Here is a 16,608-nt window from a genome sequence, read left to right as displayed (position 1 = left end):
CCCCCCCTATTGTTGTGTAGCTTCGTTTAAGTTAAACATAGAATCAATAACGCCTTTTACTGCTTCGTCCATTCCTATTTGTGCACCCGACATAAAGGCATCAGTTAATTCTGCGAATTTATTAGCTGGGAAACAATTGTTCTTTTTAGGATCTTCGCCAGCCTTACAAGATCTAAATGAAACATTGTTTAAATCTTGAACCGTTATAGGAGCGCAATTATTCATAGATACAGATTTGCCTATTTGAGGTTGTATTCCCTCTGCCATAATTCTAGTGCTTTGCTGATCGTAACAGCAGTAGTGGTGTCTTTTTTTGGTTACCTTGCCGCCTATTTTGCCTAGCTCCTCAGTGGCAACTTTTGTGCAAAGTCCTAGGCTAATGCGTTTGTTTGCTGTGATATATTCTGTATCTTTTCTTTTTTCTGCAAATTCCATATCTGTGCAGGTATTGCCGTATTCATTGAGCATATCATACAGATCTACCAATAAGCTAGCAGCCATGTTATAAGGGAAAGGCAATGCGCCAACAAGAGTTTCTGCGATCTTCACACCAACATCTTCAAGTGTAAAACCATTATCCGCAGAGGGTGCATTACTATCTTGTGTGAGCCCTGGCAAAGCTTCCTCTTTTGTAGTAAGCATATTTGAAGATGGGTATTCAGATTCTGCTGTTGGTTCGGCTAGTTTAGTGTCTAAAAATCTCGCTGCATATTTTTCGCGTATTACATTAAGTGCATCTATACCTCCACATATTGTTTCAGCTGCAACAATAAGATCTTCACCCTTAAGGGAATAAAGTGGATAGGCGGTTTTACCATTGACTTTACCTGTGCTTTTTTCTACATTGTATCTAGCATAGAAATACTTATCTATGTTATTCACATCATTTGTGGTTGTGTTTTCCATTACTTTTTTAAGCATAGCAAGCTCTTCTCCAGTTACCAACACTGGATTTTTCCACGCATAGTGCAAAGCAGTAACTTCAGCTGTTCCCATTTGGTAATTTAAAATGTCTTGATATGTAATACCAAATCTTCCAACCATACAGGTAACATAATCAACAGCAACCTTATCTAGTTCATCGGTAGCTCCCCCGAGTTCATTATTTGAGAGTATGCCTTCTGTTGTTCCAGTAGCAAATGCTTGCTGTCTTGCAACATTTTTCTCTTTGTCCTCAGAAAATATTTCTTTTCCTATGGCTACGGTAATTTGTGTCGCATAGCTTATTGCAAGATTCTTAAAAATCTCTTCAGCTACATCTTTAGTAATTTTTCTTGTAAAGTTGTTTGCAAATTGTTTAAATCCTGCCTTAGCAGCTTCTTTGAGTCCTGTTGTTACTGAGGTTTCTGCTACCTCCATAGTGGCTCCATACGCACTTGATCCTGCGCTAATGGAATCAGCCACTGGTCCTGCTAACATTGTTGCATATTTAATAAGCACCGTCCAATCTGGAATATCCACAAATAAGCCACTATCACAATAATTATGCTCTCCACTAAAGATATGTGTCATATTTTCCGCCATAGAAGCCGCCCCAAAAACATCTACTGCTTTGGAAAAGTCATGATTCTTTTTGTTTGTCTGAATGGTTGGTATTCCACCTTTTAATAGATTCTCAAAATTTGGAGACACCGTAGTAGTTGTTTGGTATTGAGAACAGCCTGTTTGCTTGGTTGTAGTAACTTGACACTTCTTTGTAACCTTTCTGCTTAGATACATTGTGTTACCATTCATATCAGTAACTGGAGAAAGAAACTCAGAGGATATGATGGTGCAATTACTTGAGCCATTGTTATTGCTATCACCTACGGTTACGCAATTTGTAGTAACTTTACATTGTGATTTGCAAGAAGCTTCTGAGGAAAAAGCATTTTGTCCAAGATCTCCTGTAAGGGAACTATTAAAAGGACACGAATACCTATCTGGTAGGTTTTGAGTGATAATTTCAATTTGAAAATCTCCCTGAAGCCTAGAAGTATCTTGTGTAACAGCATAGCTATAGTTGCTTTGATCTTTTGGATCACCATATACAATTACTTTAAAAGTTAATGTGTTGCTCCCTACACTTATTATATTGTTACTTTCTCCTTCTATATCGATAATTTCCTCTCCATAGCCATTTTGGAGCTTTATTGATACATTTTTGACAGCAGTTTTTCCGCTTTCATTAATATCTTGCGTAAAAAATGAAACATTACTTGAAGATATGGTAATGCCTACCAATGGGGCTAATGCTACATGTCTATCTATTGTTTGTGTACCACCATTTTCTTTTGTTATTTTGGTGCAAGGAGAATCTACCTCTTTTGTTGTAACAAGTTTTGGGGGAGTAAGTCCAAAGATACTTCCACTGCTAATTTTCTTGTTGTATTCCTCTAGCTCTTTGTTATATTTGTCTTTTGCTGCATCTAATTCTGCACTAGTAAGATTAACTACTTTCTTGCAGGTTGTATGCTCTGCTTGCACCATGCCATTTGCTTGAGTGTATCCCATGGCTGTGTTTCCGTTGACATAGGCTATTTGGGATTGTTCGCCCTCTGCCATTCCTTGTATATCAACATTGTTTCCACTAACGCTGGCAGAATAGCCTGTTTTTTTGTAATCACTTGGTCCTAAAGGCTTAAACAATTGAGGGACACTAAAAGTAGCGTTGTCTGATAGAACATAATGTTCAAATCCGCCCACTAAAACCCTCAGTGTTAAAATATTGGGGTAGCTGGCTATCTTTTTATTTATGGCATCAATATCAACTGGGCTATCTTGTTTTATGTCCCCAACTATTACAGAATTTGTTGTAAATGGAGAAAAACTGCAATCCCTTTGTGTCTGGCAAGTAGCTTCACAGCTTGCCTGTGTCGAGAACGAGGGAACGCTTTCAATTTTTATTTTTCCACTCTGATATTCTTTATAGGCTGCATTTGTTGGGCAATAATATTTTTGTGTATTGCTCGTTTGGGTGCCTTGTGTGTTTGCAGCATGAGCTACATATAGCACACAGCCGAAAGCTAAAGCTATTTTGTGAAGTCTTGGCAACATTGGTATCTCCTTGATTCTACAGATTGAGCATAGGTGTAATAAATTCTATTGATAAATGGAAGCGGATAAGTTAGCTTTTTGGTTGTTGCTACTTGAGTTTCTAAATCCACAACTACCACGGTAGCAAGCGAATTGTTTCTTATAAAATCTAAACTCTTTGCTGCCTGACACTTTGCCTTTGTTGTGGAGTGTATGCCATATAGCGTTCCCCCACCAACAGGTGAAAAATCATCATCAGCGCAATCATTTCTTTTTGTTGTTTCTACCCCATTTTCATAAAGCTTGACTTTGTCTGCAAGTCTTAAGGCGTTTGCTTGTCCTGGGCTTTTTGTAGTCATTCTTGATTTATCTATTCTTTCAGTGTGCATTAACTGCCCAGCTGTGTTAAAGAAGTGTAACTCATAGGTAGATGGGGTTGGGAAGAGTATGGTTAAACCTACACCAGAATTTGTAAAGAGCTTAAACTCTTTTTCATGAGATACATTCCAGTGGTTACTGAATATGTCATGATCCTCACAACCAGAGATCATTGTTGCAACAGGATATTTAAAGCCCCATTTATGTGGTTTCCAACCACTATGAAGATGTGCGCCCGCCTTTTGTTTATATGCCTTATCTAAATCTGCTATATTGATCCAACTTGGAACAACAAATCCTAAGGGATTTAAAAAATTAGCACCAAGCTGATCTCCAAACATTAGTCCTGCCATTGCACCCCAAATTTTATTTTTTGGTTGATAATATCCTCTACATGGAACATGCCCAGCTTCTTTGACTTGTTGGTAATTAGGAACTTTGACATTTGGAGCCGAACAATAACGCCAACTAAACGCGACATTTGTTGTATCAACAATTGGGAAGATGTTGATTGTGTTTGTCCCAGCAGTGCCGCTGATAATAGAGGTTTTTGAATAGTTGTTTCCAGAATACGCAAATAAGGCTGGGATTACATCACCATTCCCATTTAAGTTATTTACTCTTTTGTCATTGCAGGTTCCATACACATAGTTCGCAGTAGTCATACTATCTGGACTCCACGCTGATATATCTGCTCCACCATCTGTTTTTGTGATTTGCTCGGCAAAAATTATTTCCTGCGAATCTTTGAGTGTTGAAGTAAAGTTCATGGCGGTTTTACCATTGTTAGCATTACAATTGCCTTGCATTTTGCCCTGAGAGCCATTATAGGTGCAATATTCTGTAGTTTGTGCGCTTTCTTTGTTTTTTGTTATGACAAGCCCCATAACATCTATGTTGCTTCTAAAGCTTATAATAACATTGCCTTTTCTAGAATCTGCAGCAGTGTTTGCTCTATAGCATTTTGGGTCATCTTTATAAATATCTACTTCTCCAGCAGCAATATTTACATATACATCGTTGCAAATTCTTTGCTCATCTGTTGTGGAGAGAACTTCCTCTGTAACTTGTTGCAGCACTGGAGATACACAGGTTTTTGTTGTGATTTGCATTTCATCAAAGCCACAAATAACCTCTTGTCTAGTTCCAGGACAAATGCCTTTAAAGCCACTTAGCACACCAGCCGTAATAATAGGCTTGCCTGTATCACAATAAATCACATTGCTTTTTCCATTAAGCACATCACCTACTGTCGCATTGTCTGTTGTGTTGCCAGTGCTAGAGTTAAATAAATCTCCAGTATTGTTTTGATTTTGTGTAGAGGTTGTTCCAGATGTCGCTTTTTTTGTACCATTAGTTGAGCCTGTAGTTGGATTTGTTGTGCCAGAAGCTTGGCAAACAGCTGGTTGCATCATCACGGTTTGTTCTTTTATACAAACTTTATTAAGCTCCAAATCCATTGTTGCAGGGCATTTATATCCATAAGTTTTTACGCTTAGTCTTGTTGGCTTTAGTTTATTAATATCTTGCCCAGTCGCTTGAACATCATCTACTTGAACAACAGATTGCAAATCACTAAAACCTATGGTGTTGGTTAATGTGCAGGTTTCTTTAATCTTTGCGGGGCAATTATCATAAAAACATTTTTTCTGATAAGGGTTGTCATAGCAGTCCTCTCCTGCCAACATATTGTAATAGCTTGTGCAGGTTACAATTTGTTCATTTCCTGTTATAACATTCCCAAAACTATCAAAACAAGCATTTCCAACTTTCTTGGCACATGTCGTGCTATTGTATATAGCATTTGAATATGGATCTACTTCTGTGCATACGGTTACTTGTTTTCCTTGTGCTGGTAATTTCATAGATGATAAAAGATTCCTAAAGCTCGTATTTTGAATGCTTTTGTCTATTTTGGCATCATATTCTCTTTCAATACGCCACCATGGTAAGCAAATTCTCTTTGCTTTCCCATCAACGGTAAATGTTCTACAATCAGCATCAGAATCGTAATTACCTGTGCCATAGCCAAATTTTAAACTATTCATTGCGTTTGATGAAAAGTTTTTGTTTTTAAATATTTCATAATCTTGCACGCTTGCTGGCATAAACTCTTTAAACTCCCTGATTTCTTGGGAATCTGGCTTTAGGTTATAGATAGAGCTTTGTTGTGGATCTGCTGGTAAATCATCAAACCAATAAAAGAAAGAGGCATTTTCCCCTACATCTTCCGTCTTGGCAGTAACATTTGCGTAAGCACTGAGTTTTTGTGTATTACCAACAAGATAGACATCTATATAATCTTTACCCATAATGCCATCTCCATTAAGCTTGTGGATAAAGTATTGAGTCTGCATACCAAGAGAGTTATATACAGCATGTTGCTTTTCATTTTTAGCAGCATTAACGATGAATTGCTCGGCTATCTCGGCATTTGTAAGCTGTCTATCTGATAAGATTGTATAAATCACATACATAATTGGTGTTTCTTTACCAGAGAGAAGAGGTTTTCTGCCAACATTCGCAGATATTATATGTGATGGTATTTGATTAACATTTTTTATCTCCTCATAAATTTCACCAATAATCGCGCCCGTGTTGGCTGTGTTGTTTATGTATGGGTTTGAGAGATAAGCCCTTATCCTTGGTAAGCCCTCAGTTCCATAAAACAATGTATTTTGGCTATCCTCAAAGAGTTTTTCCTCAATAAAGTATTTATTTTTCTCAACTTCAGCAAGAACATTGTTGTATGTTTTAAAGGCATAAGCTTGATTTCCACTTCCACCCTCAACCCATCTTTGCCCATTAAATGTTTGAAATTTATCTCCATTTTGTGTGTATTCTGCACGATTATAGCCTTGATGGCGATAAAAGCCTTTTGGTGTGCCTGTAGAATCTATCATAAAGTAGTGTCTGCTTTTAAAATCCTGCTCTTTGTATTTTGTGCAGGCAGTAGAGCTAGATGAATTAGAACCTGTAGAGGAGTTAGAACCTGTAGAGGTTGTATTATCATCGCATACTTTAGGCAAAAAGTCTTTCGAATTACTTTCTACCATCATCATCACATAAAGATAGGCTGGCTTGTCATACAGAGTATCGCTAGGCTTTATTCTTATGAATACGCGGTCTTTGTTTGTTGCATTTGAGGTATAGGTTTCCACTCTATGCGCATAGCTTGTTTCTCTTTTAGCACTTAGTGCTAGTGTTTTATTGTAGGTTTGGTTTTTAACCATATTTGCAAAAGAAAGAGCTTTGCCTTCCTCTTGAATCTTTTTATTAAAGTCAGAAAGTGTATCGGCAATAATGCGTGGTCTTACCACTCCAGAGACAGGAACACCATTGACAATGGTCTCCTTTTTATTACCTTTGCCATCATAAACAACCTCATTGAGGATTGGAGCATTTTGCTCCCTTGAATCCTTACAGCCATTAACGGTGCAATTATCGGTATTTGCAATACAACCCTCTGTAAAACCAAAGAATGATTGCGCATTCATAACAGGAGCTTTATAAACGCATTCTCCTTGTAATCTACAGCTTGCTTGACAAGCTCCTTCTGTAGAAAATGTGCCATCATCATTATCTCCCATGCTGTCGCTTTTACAAATCTCCACTGGTCCGCCTGAGGTTTGTAGAGTTACGCGTTGATTTGCATTACAATTTTTCCTATTGGCATCTTTAAAGTAAAGGTTATCTGCGCTACATACATACCTATTGACTTTTGGGATTAAAAGCTGAATGTTATCTATTGTTGGGGTGTGTTCTTGTTTCCCATTTACAAAATTAGGTTTTGCACCATTTTCCACACTAAGTTTAAAAGACATTTCAAAGCTTTTTACTATTTGGCTCAGATTGAATCTTTTTGTTATTGTTTTCTTGTCGGTAGCAGATAAAATCATATTATCTGCCATTACCCTACGAAAACCTTGCTCGTCTGTATAGGCAAAGTTAAAAATAATATCCACATCAGAATTTATAGTAAAGCTCAATTCCTTTGCTTTGTTATTGTGAGGGAGAGTTTTAACAATTCTTTCCTCTTGTGTGTAATTGCCTTTGCCTTGCTGATCGAGTTTAAATTCTATTTTGCCACTTAGTTTCTCATGGAGATCTTGAGTTTGCGTATCTTTTGGATTTGTTGCTACATAGCATTGACTTGCGCGATAGCATTTATCATCGCATGCTTGTTTTGCTTTGGTTGGAGATTGAGTATTGTCTGGATCTCCATAAGTAACACCATTAAGACTGCATTGATAATTAAAAAATGATTGTCCTCTGGCTAAGTAGCAAGTAGCTTTGCCTGTGGTTTTTGCTGAATTGCCTATGGCATTTATCGAATTTTGAACAGCCTTATCAATTGCGCCACTTCTTTCAGCTTTTACAAAACTTTGCACACCAGGTGTGTTGATGTTAGTTATGTTGGCATCTGCCATAGATTCTATATTGCCTGAATTTGCTCTATCAACAGCTTCTTGCCCAAACATATCTTGCGTGATACCTTGAACCTGAAAATCGCTAACACCCTTGCTGTTGCCATAAAGCTTGCTAACATCAACGCTATTTTTTTGCGTAGTGGTATTAGAGCTACTTGAACCAGAAGTAGTATTAGAGGTGCCATCAGCAGAATAAACAACACCACAAAATCCCAACCATACAGCTAATAACAATATCTTTTTCATTATTTATTGTCCTTTTTGTCTGAAGTAGTGCCTATAAGGGCAAAGTAATAAGGTTCATACTTCTTGTCTTTGTTGCTTATGTGTCGCATAACATCACTTAGCGTTATGTCCCCTGCGATAAAATAGGCAAATTCACAAGTTTTAAGAGAGAAATTTTCTCCACTTTGGCAGTAAGCAAGCGCGTAGGCTGGAACTCTTTGCAGGTTGAACTTCCTAAAAAGAAATGGGTGTATTTTTAATTCACCACCTATATCTTTCTCATAGAGATCTGATACATATTTTCTAAAGTCTTTTGGGAATCCTCTTAGCACAATCATTCCTTGCGTTGCATAGCCTTTGTCATTAAGCCTTTTAACAGAAGCCTTAAAAGCTTTTGAGGCTTCAACGCCCATACTTTTTGAGGTCATATAAAAGAGAGTAAGCTCTTTTTTCTTGCTTTGGTCCAACAACGCTCTTTTCTCCAAATACACTTCTTTTTGTCTCTTTGTTAATAAGGTATCAACAATTTCCTCTTTAGGAAAATCCGCCCCAAGGCACAATGAGCATAATGCTAAAATTACTAATTTATATTTTGCTACTAACATTTTGTCTGCCCCATACAAAAATCTCTTTTTCTCCAAATCCAAAAGAAATGAGCATCTTGGTCCTCTGGAGAGCTTTTAAATTCATAGTGAAAGCGCATAGCCCCAAAGGATTTGGCATCTCCATAGGCTAGCTGAATGTAGTATTGGGATTTGATAAGCATTGGAAATATCTTATCCCCGCACATTGTAGATGGTAGGCTATTTCCTCCAGTGTAGGTAAAGCTAGCGTTGCTTGTCTTTAAAAGCCTAAATGTTTCGTGCTGCAAAGCAAGCTGTTTTAACGCAATGATTTCGCTGTTTTCTATTGGATCTCCCATTTTTGTCCAGCCAGTGTCATGTCCGCCCATATTTCCCCTACAACCATCACAAAAGTAAAGAGAATTCATAGGATAACCAGCAGTTGCAGCAGCACAATCAGCTAAACAAGCCACATCTGCAACGGGGTTATTAAAAATAGTCCTAGTAGTAGGCTTCTTGCCATTTGTAGAGTTTGAGAGAATGTCGTTGTTATAAATTGGATCTACATCGCTTAACCAACTGGAGGTAATCTCACTTGTCCTATCAAAGCAAATAATATCAGGTAAAAAGCTTGCTACAACTGCAAGTATAGGGAATGTAACGATATTTGATTGTCTAAAAGAAGCTTGATCGTGGTTGCTTTCATTGCCATCTCTACTAGTTCCTCTTTTTGATAAGACATCGCTTTCTAGCTCCATTCCAAGCCCGACAAGGTGCATTGGTTTGTTTGAGGCTGAAAATCCTATAAGAGGCTCTACAAGACTTGCTTTTGTGCCAAGAGGCAAATCACTACTACTGCCAGCGCAACTGCATAAATTAAATGTGATTGAAAATTTATCGTAGAAAAACTCCCAATCAACACTGCTCATAAAATCTAACATAGGGCTTTTTGAACCCTTATGATCGCTTAGTTGCCCGCTTGTGTCTCCAGAGCTTGAGCCAGAAGAATCCTGAGCTGCAAATGCTAGTGTTCCTAGAGAAAACAATAGCACACATAATTTATTTCGCATTACTACCCTCCCTTTTTAAATAGACTTCCTTAACCTCCAAGATTCCATTGCGAAGAGTAACAATGCTTGGCGTGCAGGTAATTCCAAGTTGTCTAGCTAAATCTGTATCAAGTATAAATTTCTCTACAACCTTTTTTATCCTCTCATCTCTCACATCTCCAGTGGCAATAAGTAAAGATTGTTGCGGTCTATTTTTTCTGTAATATTCAAATTCCTCTTTACTATTTAAATTGATTGTTAGATAAGCATAAGTCCCATAATCTAAGCTTGTATCAACAGTGCCTTCAGGAATATAAATATCTCCTTCTGGTATGACTACGCTTTGCTTTAGAATAGCTCTCACATCTCTTGATTTTGTAAGATCCTTTTTGCAAAACCCAAGATTTAAATCAGCATGTAGATTCTTTTCTATTGCAGCAAGAATCTTGTATTGCAACTCTTTTTTATTGACTTTGTCTGCATTTTTTTGAAACTCTTCCATTGCATCTGCTTCTTCAATGTTGTATGTCTTACCCACAACACCTAAATCCTGATATGCAAAAAGAAATGTTTGTAGCAGGAGTAAATAAATCAATTTCATTTAAAATGCTCCTTTCTTACTTTTATAATATAAACAATAATACAAAGTAGAATTATTAGTAAAAAAATCATAAACATAATTCTAGAATCATGGACACCTACAAATAGCCCAATAAAGAATATTAAAGTCCTTTCAAACACCTCAAAAGAGCCATTTAGAAACTTTAAAATCTTTTGATTGCGCACTGCTGGATCTTTTTCTCCATTAAAGAATATAAAACTTATTGCTTGAATTTGCCAATATAAGGCTTTCGCATAAAGCTTCTTTAAGAGATTCATTTTTTAGCCTTTTTGTTTTTTGATTGAGCCTGTTCCTCTGCAGTTAGTTTGTTAAGCTCGTTAAGTATTTGATAGGCATAAATAGATTGTGTGCATTTCTTTTTTCCAGCCAAAAGAATGCTTTTGCCCTGTTTCTTATCTACAGCAATATCTCCTTTGCCATAGATAAAATACTTGGCACTCTCCAAAAAGCCCTTGCAATTACCTTCCTTTGCTAGAGCGGTTACCACGCTAAAATAATCAATTTGTGTTTTTAAGGAGCGCATATCCTCAAAGGTCTCAAAGAAGTAGGCTGCTGAAGTTAATCCAGCCACATTCTTTTCCTCTAGGTAGCTTTGAATAAACAAAAGCCTAATTTGCTTAAAATCTGGAAAGCCAACTAAAGCTTTACCTAGCTTCTCTTTCTTGTATTGCTTTTTATCAGTATAAAGTTCGATAGCCTTGTTATATAGAGGTGTTTTTTTGAATGTTTTATTGGCATTATCTGGCAGGGAAGTAAAATAATATTCCTCAAGTATGCCTTTCTTAACACTCGCATCATCAGCCATGCACAAAGAAAAAATACCTACACATAAAATACTCAAAAAAACTCTCATTATATTACTCCTCGTTGATTGTAAGTTTTAGCACAACGCGCTTAAGTGGCTTGTCTTTTAATGCCAACCTTTCTGCTTCTTTAACCTTGGCTTCTGCTTGGGATTTCTCCCAATAAGCCTTAAGTCGTTTTTGATACGCAAGGTTGTTCTCTTTTTTCTTTGAATGGTATTTGGCTATACTCTCCCAGCTCCAACCATGCCGATCTTTGATTTTTGTAAGAATCTCACAAGCTCTTTGCTTGCTCTTTTCAAAATCAAAATACTCTTCTGGGTTGTATTGCCAAAATCTAGGGTTAATTTGGAATGCACCTAAATCTATGTCTTTAATGCCCAAATCTCTAATTTCAGAATACACCGCTAAACACCTATCAGTATCAAGGCAATCAATAGTTCTAGAATCTATAGAAAACCACCTGTCATCTTCGGTGAGCTTATAAATATCACTCTTTTTATTGAAGCTTATGATGTATGGATACCCTAAATCTCTTTTTGGGTGTCCCTCTATTGTTGCAATGCCAAATAGCACATCATCGTGTATTTGGCACTCAGCAAAAGCATGGCAATAAAACAAAAAAGGAAGCGCAAATAAGATTTTCATCATAGGCTACTACCAATCTATATTTTCTCTATTCAAACTAGCAGAGTTCGCGCAAAACTCAAAAACGCTATTGTCTATTTGTGGATTGTTGCACGCCTTATTGAGATAAAAATCAGCCAAATCTGTTCTTTTTAACTGCAAATAGTTAAACGCTATATAAAGTTGCGCTAGAGATCGCTCTGAGACATATTGCGAGTTTAGAACTTTAATACTTTCATTGTATTTGTTTTGAGAAAAAAGGTAGATTCCATAAGCAATCCTATTGAGATTGGAGATTTCCTCGTATCTTACTTCCTTGTTCCACTCAGAACCATTTTTTAGATACTTCTCTGGATTAAGCCCATCAATTTTTTTAAGCTCATTGATGATGTTTTTTTCTACGGAATTTTTATTCTCTTGGTACATCCACGCAAGCATTCCTAACTTATAAGAAGCGACAGGGTTTTTGCTTTGATAGAGCTTTCCATAAGCCTTCAAAGAACGAAGAAGATCTGGCTCTATACCATTTTCTGGGTCCCCAATTTCATAATATGTTGCCTCAATCAATAAGGAATCGCCACCTATATTTTGTTGAATGAAAGCAAAATCTTGGTTCAGCTGGGCTTTAAAGTTGCTCGGGTTGCAGTAACCCAAGCTTAAGAGCGCAAGGCATAAAATGACTACTCTCATTTTGAAACCTTTCTAGCTGTATCTTTTTGCATTGTTTGAATAATGTCATCGATAACCTTTTTAAGCCCATCAGAAACTTTTGAGTGATCAATGATTTGCTTTGCTATCTCTTGTCTGTATTTATCGATAGTTTTTTTCATGTTCTCATACATCTCTATTTTTTGAGATTTATCTGAGTTATTATTGCTATTTCCTACCACAATCAGATTTTCAAGGTATGACAAGAAATATTCAGCAAAATAATACGCATTTGCCTCAGCAAGTCTATTTATAATATTTTCTGCCTGAGCCAATTTAGTCCCTTTTTCTGGCGCACTTTTTTTCGAGCTATGTTTTCCCTCAAGTTTAAGCGTTACAACCGTTTGTAGTATGTCAGGATACCCTGGCACCAACAAACTTATCCCATTAGTTGAAGTGCAGTTTGGAGCAGATCCATTTACCAAGGCATTGACATAGCACTCAATAAGATCTCTACTTTCCTTTTCTAAGCCCTTCCATTGGATTGTGGTAGTTTTTGGGTTTTGCTGTCCTAATCTACCTGGAATAACAAGGGTGAATATTCTTTTGCCAGAAGAAGGTTTCGCTGCTCCATACCAGACATTAGCCGTTTTTACCTCTATCTTTCCATTGTCTCCGCGAAGCAGTTTCTTTAAGAGGTCTTTTGCTTCCTTTGCTGGATATTCATAATTGTATGTAAATGAATTTCCTCCAAAGGTTGGATTATCACCCTTAGTCATCGCATAACTCTCTCCTGCCATTACTTCAGCCACTTTTTCATTTGAAACCTTTCCTGTCGCTACATATTCCGCAATGGATTCTCCCATAGCACCATTGATGGAAACAAAAAACGCATCTAGGTTTTGAGGAGCAACTTCATATTCTCCAAAAATTGCCCTTATAAGAAGATACATCTTTTCTGCATTTGTTTTGCCTTCAACAAATTTAGATGAAATTCCAACATATCCCTTATTTTCAATTAAAGATGCAGGAAGAAGCTCTGGTGTTAGTATGAGTCCAGCAAATCCTCTAGTCTTAAAAAGTAACTCATAAGCAGCTACACCTTCTTTAGAAGCATCTTCTTGGCTTGCTCCAGTAGCACTACCAGTTTTTCCCATAATTTTTTCTTTTGCATTATTAATCCATTTAGTTGGTTCATCAACCAAATATTTTTCTGCACCTTCTGCAGCTTCTACCACACCTTTACCAACAGTGCCTATTCCTCGTGCAAAGCTTGTATCTTTTGTGAGTTGCTTACCAAAGTTACAAGCATTCCTTAGGGCATTTTGTATTTGGGCAATCATTTCTTTGATTTTTGAGAATACATGCTCAATTGAAGGGACTGAATTTACAAGTCCTATAAGAAGTCCATAAACTAGCGCACCGCTTGCAGAGCCAAGTTGTTGTCCTATATCTTCAAGCCCTAAAAATTTTATAAATCCACCATCAAGAGAGAAGCCATTGCAATCAAATTTCATGCTTGGTGGTTGAAAGTCCATCCATGGTGCATATTGCGTGCCTTGAACATTGAAAGTAAAATTTACACTTCCACCATAATACGCTCCGCTTCCACCTTTTTGCGGGTTGGTAACATTAGCAAAGTTAGAGCCAGCACTCCCATCATCAGCAAAATCCACAACAGCACCCATTGGCGAATTTTGCCAGCCCTTCATAAGCCCGTCCCAAAAGCTAGCGTGCAAACTGCTTGTAATCATGCTACATGACAGCACTAATGCGATTAATCGTTTCATAACCTATCTCCTTTCTTTTATTTATTAGTGCTTTTTTGTTGCACTTGCGAATTTTTAGCCCCTCTCTCAATCATTTCGATAAATGCTGGAGCCATACGCTTGCCTTCTTCATCATTGATAAAGGTTCTTCCTTGAACTTCTCTTATCATCTCCTCAGCTCGATATTTTTGAGCCTTTGTTCCACTAAACTCAGTAGGTTTTACAACACCAAAGAGGATAAGGGCTTTATTTACAGAGCGTTGCATATCTTCAGGTCTTTCTCTACCAACACCTATAATTTGACTAAATGCCTTAGAATTAGCAATGTCGTTGTAGCGTAGAATAAACATGGGTGTCATGTGGACATCTATCTTGTTGTCTCTAAAGGTGTTTGGTGATATAACCTTAGATTCTTTTGGAATGCTTGCCCACTTATCTCTAAGCATAGGGTTTAGGGCTTTTTTATGAAACTCTGCAAAAGTATTTAGGCTCTCTTGATTTTCAAATATAAACCTAGTTTTAATCCCCATAGCCTTAAAGTCATCATAGGCTCTAAAGAGGTATGTTGTGTATTCAGTATCAAATCCAAAATTTCTACCGATGAGAATTGAGATCTCCATATTTTTGGCGTATTTGCTGGAGATAACCTCTTTTGCGAGCTTTTCTCGTTGTGTAGCTGCAGAGTTTGTTCCATCGGAGAGATGACTAGGAACATTGGCAAAAGGATTCTCCGTGCTTTTTGAAGCAAACTCTAGCGAATAACCAACATTAAAGATATGGTTGAGATATTTTGACTGCCATTTGTAGTATGCAAGCGCATTTTCTACGGTTGGATTTTCTAGCCATTGCTTCATTACAGGGATTCTTGCACCATCTCCTATGATAGGCATAACAAAGCATTCTTCAGAAGAGTTAGAAAGACACTTTTTACCATTGACAACGACTTCTCTAGGCAAGTCATTAGTAACAAGCATAATTTCTAACATTTTTTCTTGAATCTGTGTTTGTTTCTTTTGTTCCTTGAGAATATCCTCTAAAAGCTGTTTCTCTGTCTTTTGTCCTTGTTGTGGAGAACTATTTTGTTCATAGTTAATCCACCCAGTCCTGCTGTCTTTTGCTTCTTGTGGTGCAGCAAAAAGACAGGCACATGCAGCGAGGCTACAAATTAAAAACTTTTTGTTCATACATTACTCCTTTGGTGTGATTTTTTGTGCGTAGAGATTTTGTTGATACTGATAAGAATCGCTATAAAGCCTCAAGAAATCATTAATCTTTTTAAGCTCAATCTCTACTTCGTAGCGAATATCCTCCATTGCAGCGATAATAGTTTCCGTAAAAGGGAAATTTCTTACCTCGCAAATTAGGATATTGTCATTTGCTTGTTGTAGCACCTCCTTTGAATGCTCATAATGGGCAAATATGTCCATTATGTATTGATGCACCTCAGAGGCATTTTGCTGAAACTCTTGACAATAGTTCAAGCATTCATTAAAGATATTGGTGTTGTAGTCTATTCGAAAATTTACGAAATTAAAACAGCGTGCATCATATTGAGCAAAAAGCTCTTTAAATGCAGTTTTTGCCTTAATAATGCTTCCGCTAATGTTATTTTCATTACCAAAAATAATATTATTTACAACCTCTGCAACCTTTGTTCTCTCATCATAAGTTGTCCAGCTCATGTGTCGTAGCAGCAAGAGATCTGAGAGGTTTAAAGCATCTCTATCATTTAAAACAGCAGCTACTTTTAGTGATTTGACGATAAAATCTGGTCCAAACTTTCTATCGCTGGCTTTAATACCGTAGGTAAGTATTTCTGATTGCAACCTCAAATAATAATCAAGCACTTCATCATTTATTTCTACCTTGCTAGCAAGTTCTTGAACCTTATCAATATCCGCCATAGTAAAAGATACCGTGCTTTCCTTGCTTCTATTAAATTTAGCCCTTACATAATTTTCTTTGTTTTCTCTACTCTTAATGCGTTGGACTTCATACCACACTAGAATCCTGTCTGAAAATGGTTCAATCTTTTCACCAAAAGGCAACTCATTAGAGGCAGAAAATAAGGAATTTAAGGGGACAGGAACGCCTTTCCCTCCGATTGTCCATCGCCTCTCATTCAATAAAGCCAAAAGCGCAACCAAAAGCTCATCGGTAGCCTTAAACATCTCATCAAAAAATATAAATGGATGCACCAAAAGTGTTTGCTCTCTTGGAGTATCTTCGGTCCCAACAAGTTGTTTTTCTTGTGTTTCTTTTGTCATCAGGATTTCCCAATATGAGCCATCACTAATTATCTTGCTAATAATTTGTATCGCATAGGTTTTACCAACCCCTGGTTTTCCTATTAGAAACATGTGGTGTTTGGCAAAAATACAAAGTAATGTAAGCCTAATAAGCTCCTCGCGCTCAATAAGTTTTGTTTCGAGTTCGCCTATAGCCTGCAATACTCTCTCTTTAAAAAGCATGTATTCTC

General features: G+C 37.1%; 12 protein-coding genes. All 12 read right to left on the bottom strand.

Annotated elements, in window-relative coordinates; all coding sequences use genetic code 11:
- Window positions 1–6: 6 nt before the first annotated feature.
- The 12 genes from CQA49_RS10380 to CQA49_RS00865 are packed head-to-tail and all read right to left on the bottom strand — an operon-like array spanning window position 7 to window position 16,600.
- Window positions 7–3,036, bottom strand: coding sequence for a hypothetical protein (locus CQA49_RS10380; RefSeq protein ID WP_258864136.1), 3,030 nt, complete (start codon window positions 3,034–3,036; stop codon window positions 7–9).
- Window positions 3,012–8,069, bottom strand: a complete 5,058-nt coding sequence (locus tag CQA49_RS00915; RefSeq protein WP_115574092.1) for a hypothetical protein — start codon at window positions 8,067–8,069, stop codon at window positions 3,012–3,014. Before CQA49_RS00915 ends, CQA49_RS10380 begins: the two co-directional genes overlap by 25 nt.
- Window positions 8,069–8,653 carry a TrbC family F-type conjugative pilus assembly protein gene (locus CQA49_RS00910; protein WP_115737580.1) on the bottom strand — a complete coding sequence of 195 codons (585 nt, stop codon included), beginning with the start codon at window positions 8,651–8,653 and terminating at the stop codon, window positions 8,069–8,071. The genes CQA49_RS00915 and CQA49_RS00910 overlap by 1 nt, the downstream gene beginning before the upstream one ends.
- Complete coding sequence (locus CQA49_RS00905) at window positions 8,647–9,681, bottom strand: TraU family protein (protein WP_115574090.1); 1,035 nt, start codon at window positions 9,679–9,681, stop codon at window positions 8,647–8,649. Before CQA49_RS00905 ends, CQA49_RS00910 begins: the two co-directional genes overlap by 7 nt.
- Window positions 9,671–10,261 (bottom strand): hypothetical protein, encoded by a 591-nt coding sequence (locus CQA49_RS00900; protein WP_115574089.1) that lies wholly within the window; start codon window positions 10,259–10,261, stop codon window positions 9,671–9,673. Before CQA49_RS00900 ends, CQA49_RS00905 begins: the two co-directional genes overlap by 11 nt.
- Window positions 10,258–10,539: a hypothetical protein gene (locus CQA49_RS00895; protein ID WP_115574088.1), complete on the bottom strand. Its 282-nt coding sequence runs from the start codon at window positions 10,537–10,539 to the stop codon at window positions 10,258–10,260. The genes CQA49_RS00900 and CQA49_RS00895 overlap by 4 nt, the downstream gene beginning before the upstream one ends.
- Window positions 10,536–11,135, bottom strand: a complete 600-nt coding sequence (locus tag CQA49_RS00890) for a hypothetical protein (protein ID WP_115574087.1) — start codon at window positions 11,133–11,135, stop codon at window positions 10,536–10,538. The genes CQA49_RS00895 and CQA49_RS00890 overlap by 4 nt, the downstream gene beginning before the upstream one ends.
- A 4-nt stretch (window positions 11,136–11,139) precedes the next feature.
- Window positions 11,140–11,733 (bottom strand): hypothetical protein, encoded by a 594-nt coding sequence (locus tag CQA49_RS00885; RefSeq protein ID WP_115574086.1) that lies wholly within the window; start codon window positions 11,731–11,733, stop codon window positions 11,140–11,142.
- A gap of 9 nt (window positions 11,734–11,742) precedes the next feature.
- Window positions 11,743–12,402 (bottom strand): hypothetical protein, encoded by a 660-nt coding sequence (locus CQA49_RS00880; RefSeq protein WP_115574085.1) that lies wholly within the window; start codon window positions 12,400–12,402, stop codon window positions 11,743–11,745.
- Window positions 12,399–14,150, bottom strand: a complete 1,752-nt coding sequence (locus CQA49_RS00875) for a conjugal transfer protein TraH (RefSeq protein ID WP_115574084.1) — start codon at window positions 14,148–14,150, stop codon at window positions 12,399–12,401. Before CQA49_RS00875 ends, CQA49_RS00880 begins: the two co-directional genes overlap by 4 nt.
- Before the next feature lie 17 nt (window positions 14,151–14,167).
- Window positions 14,168–15,313 carry a hypothetical protein gene (locus tag CQA49_RS00870; RefSeq protein ID WP_115574083.1) on the bottom strand — a complete coding sequence of 382 codons (1,146 nt, stop codon included), beginning with the start codon at window positions 15,311–15,313 and terminating at the stop codon, window positions 14,168–14,170.
- 3 nt (window positions 15,314–15,316) lie between these two features.
- Window positions 15,317–16,600 (bottom strand): MoxR family ATPase, encoded by a 1,284-nt coding sequence (locus tag CQA49_RS00865; RefSeq protein ID WP_115574082.1) that lies wholly within the window; start codon window positions 16,598–16,600, stop codon window positions 15,317–15,319.
- Between the last annotated feature and the right edge of the window lie 8 nt (window positions 16,601–16,608).

The organism is Helicobacter sp. MIT 00-7814 (assembly GCF_003364115.1).
Classification (GTDB): Bacteria; Campylobacterota; Campylobacteria; order Campylobacterales; family Helicobacteraceae; genus Helicobacter_F.
The sequence above is the reverse complement of the archived record's forward strand: the minus strand, read 5'-3'. Positions and strand labels throughout refer to the sequence as shown.